At 63.2% G+C, this 3,032-nt stretch carries 4 protein-coding genes; 3 read left to right on the top strand and 1 reads right to left on the bottom strand.

Annotated features, from left to right (window positions below; translation table 11 throughout):
* The 3 genes from EOA75_RS31245 to EOA75_RS31235 form a co-directional block, all read left to right on the top strand.
* On the top strand, positions 1–196 hold a 196-nt coding region (locus tag EOA75_RS31245; protein WP_164747698.1), incomplete at its 5' end, for a sigma-70 family RNA polymerase sigma factor.
* A 2-nt stretch (positions 197–198) separates the two neighbouring features.
* Entirely contained in the window at positions 199–2,367 is a 2,169-nt protein-coding gene (locus EOA75_RS31240; protein WP_127325988.1) for a VWA domain-containing protein, read from the top strand.
* Positions 2,368–2,381: 14 nt separating this feature from the next.
* Positions 2,382–2,783, top strand: coding sequence for a hypothetical protein (locus EOA75_RS31235; protein WP_245466794.1), 402 nt, complete (start codon positions 2,382–2,384; stop codon positions 2,781–2,783).
* Between the two features lie 12 nt (positions 2,784–2,795).
* Here the strand turns inward: EOA75_RS31235 and EOA75_RS31230 are convergent.
* The coding region (locus tag EOA75_RS31230; RefSeq protein WP_206517085.1) for a homocysteine S-methyltransferase family protein at positions 2,796–3,032 on the bottom strand (237 nt) is incomplete at its 5' end.

Below are 3,032 nucleotides of genomic sequence, written 5' to 3'. Positions count from 1 at the left end.
GGCCGAGGCGCTGTGGGCGGCGGTGCGCATGCTGCCGGACAAGCAGCGCGACGCGGTGCTGCTCGTCTATGGCGAAGGGTTGAGCCACGCGGCTGCGGCCGAGGTGATGGCGATCTCGGAGGCGACGGTTTCCTGGCACATCCATGAAGCGAAGAAACGGCTGAAGCTGCTCATGCGCTCAGCCGGGGAAGTGTGACCATGGTCGACGACAACGAACTCGAAAGGCTGCGAAATCTGGCAGTTCCGGCGCCGGACAGCGAAGCGCAAACGCGTGCGTTGGCCGCCGCGATGCACGCCTTCGACTTGAACGAAAAAATTTCGACCGCCCCCCAAGGATCGCCGGCAGGTCTTCGTCTCACGGAGCGAGCACAAAGGCTCTGGAGAGAGATCATGCAACGGAAACTCATTGCCACCCCGGCCCTGACCGCGCTGGTCGCGCTGCCTATCGCCGGCTATGCCGCTTTTGAGATGCTGAGGGAGCAGCCGCCCGTTATTTCAAACGGGAAGGTCACCGAAACGGTGGCCGACAAGCCGGTTGCGCAGAAGCCGATACCGAACCAGCCCGCGATCAGCGAGCCGCTGGCGGCCGCGCCTGCCAAGGAGAAGAAGACCGGCGCCGACAGCGAGAGGCGTGTCGAAGACGAGGCGCAGGTCGCACCGGCATCGCCGCCGAAAACTGAATTGAGCCGATCCGATGATCGGACCAGGCAGGAATACGGGGCGTTGGAGGACTTTGCCAAGCAAGTACCACAGGCGCTGCCTGCGCCGCCGCCTGCACCTGCGGAGGTTGACCAGCTGGCCGCCGGCGGACGCGCGAATGCCCAGGCGCCGGCAACCGCCATGCAGCCTGCAGAGATGCCGGCTGGCGCCGTCGCTGGTTTCGGGCCGAGGGTTCAGCCGGCGCCCATGCCGGCCGATCAAATGCAGCCGCAAGAGCAAAACCGCGACCGCATCGAGACCTTCAAGACCAATCCGGTGCACCAAGCTGCCCAGGATCCGGTGTCGACCTTCTCGATCGATGTCGACACGGCGTCCTATTCCTTCGTCCGCCGCTCGCTGAAGGAAGGTATTCTGCCCGACCCAGGCACGGTCCGGGTCGAAGAGATGATCAACTACTTCCCTTATGACTGGAAGGGGCCAGACTCGGCCGCGACGCCGTTCAATTCGACTGTCACCGTCATGCCGACGCCCTGGAACGAGCGCACCAAGCTGATGCATGTTGCGATCAAGGGTTTTGACGTGAAGCCGGTCGAGGCGCCGAAGGCAAACCTGGTGTTCCTGATCGATGTTTCGGGTTCGATGGACGAGCCGGACAAGCTGCCGCTCTTGAAGTCGGCGTTCCGGTTGCTGGTCAGCAAGCTCAAGGCCGACGACACCGTCTCCATCGTCACCTATGCCGGCAATGCCGGCACGGTGCTGATGCCGACAAAGGCCGCGGAAAGGCAGAAGATTCTTGCAGCGATAGACAATCTGGAGCCAGGCGGTTCGACCGCCGGCGAGGCAGGCATCAAGGAAGCCTACAAACTTGCGCAGCAGTCTTTCGTCAAGGACGGCATCAACCGCGTGATGCTTGCCACCGACGGCGATTTCAACGTCGGCCAGACCGATGACGACGACCTCAAACGGTTGATCGAGAAGGAGCGCAAGACCGGCGTGTTTCTCTCGGTGTTCTGCTTCGGCCGCGGAAATCTCAACGACCAGATGATGCAGACCATCGCCCAGAACGGCAATGGCACGGCCGCCTATATCGACACGCTTGCCGAGGCCGAGAAGGTGCTGGTCGAGGACGCGTCCTCGACGCTCTTCACCATTGCCAAGGATGTGAAAATCCAAGTCGAGTTCAACCCGGCCAAGGTCTCGGAATACCGGCTGGTCGGCTATGAGACGCGGGCGCTCAAGCGCGAGGATTTCAACAATGACCGCGTCGACGCCGGCGATATCGGTTCCGGCCATTCGGTGACGGCGATCTACGAGGTCACGCCCAAGGGAAGCGGCGCCGAGCAGGTCGATCCGTTGCGCTATGGCGAGGCGAAGGTCGACAATGGCGGCGTTGCCAATGCGGGCGAATATGCCTTCGTAAAAATCCGCTACAAGCTGCCGAACGAGAATGTCTCGAAACTGATCACGACACCGGTGACCGCGGCCAACGAGGTGCCGTCCTTCGATGAAGCCGGCGTCGACCAGCGCTTTTCGGTCGCGGTCGCGGCTTTCGGGCAGAAGCTGCGCGACGCGGATCAGACGGCGAATTTCGGCTACGACCGGATCCTGGAGATCGCCAACGCCGCGCGCGGCGCTGATCCGTTCGGCTACAGGGCGGAATTCCTGTCGCTGGTGCGGCTAGCCTCGTCGCTGGGCACCAACAGATAGGGCGGGTGCCGTCCATGGAACAAAAAGCCGGCGGAGGACCTGCCGGCTTTTGCCGATCGTTAAATTGCGCGGCTTTTCCGGAACTTCATCGCAATGCCCTCCTGTTAGTCAAAGCTGATAGAAGTGAGGGGCTGGAATTGCATATCACCGGGAACGTGACGCCGACTGCGGGCAATCTTCAGACGCGAGCACCGTCCGCTCCGTCGGCGGAATCCGCGCGGATCAGGAATAATGTCGATGCGGCCCGCGACACGGCGCTCTCTGCGCTCAACAACGACCGCTTTCGCGTGATGCTGGAGCAGATCAGCGACCCGCGCGCGTCCGGCGCGTTGATGACGATGGGCGCCGACGGCAAGAACAGCGCCGCCACCGATCTCGGTACGGCGCTGTCGCGCTACGCTGAAAACAGCGAATAGAGCAGGCCAACTTCAGGCGCGGCTGCGCCGGCGTTCGCGACGGCCTTCGCCTGCCTCGGCAGCGCTCGCTATCTTGTTGCGCATCGGCCCGATGCGCTCGACGATGGACTCGACCGTCGGACGCGCCGACTTGGTGTGCGCGTCGAGCGCCTTGCGCATCGCGGCAAGGTGAGCGAACGAGGTGCCGCAGCAGCCGCCGACGATCTTGGCGCCCGCATCGACTGCCAGCCGGACATAGTCGGCCATCAG

Source organism: Mesorhizobium sp. M1A.F.Ca.IN.022.07.1.1, from assembly GCF_003997575.1.
GTDB lineage: Bacteria > Pseudomonadota > Alphaproteobacteria > Rhizobiales > Rhizobiaceae > Mesorhizobium.
This window is presented reverse-complemented; position numbering and strand designations above follow the sequence as displayed.

Coding starts and splice junctions, on each gene's coding strand:
- EOA75_RS31240 (WP_127325988.1), top strand. CDS start 199: ATGGTCGACGACAACGAACTCGAAAGGCTGCGAAATCTGGCAGTTCCG.
- EOA75_RS31235 (WP_245466794.1), top strand. CDS start 2,382: ATGGAACAAAAAGCCGGCGGAGGACCTGCCGGCTTTTGCCGATCGTTA.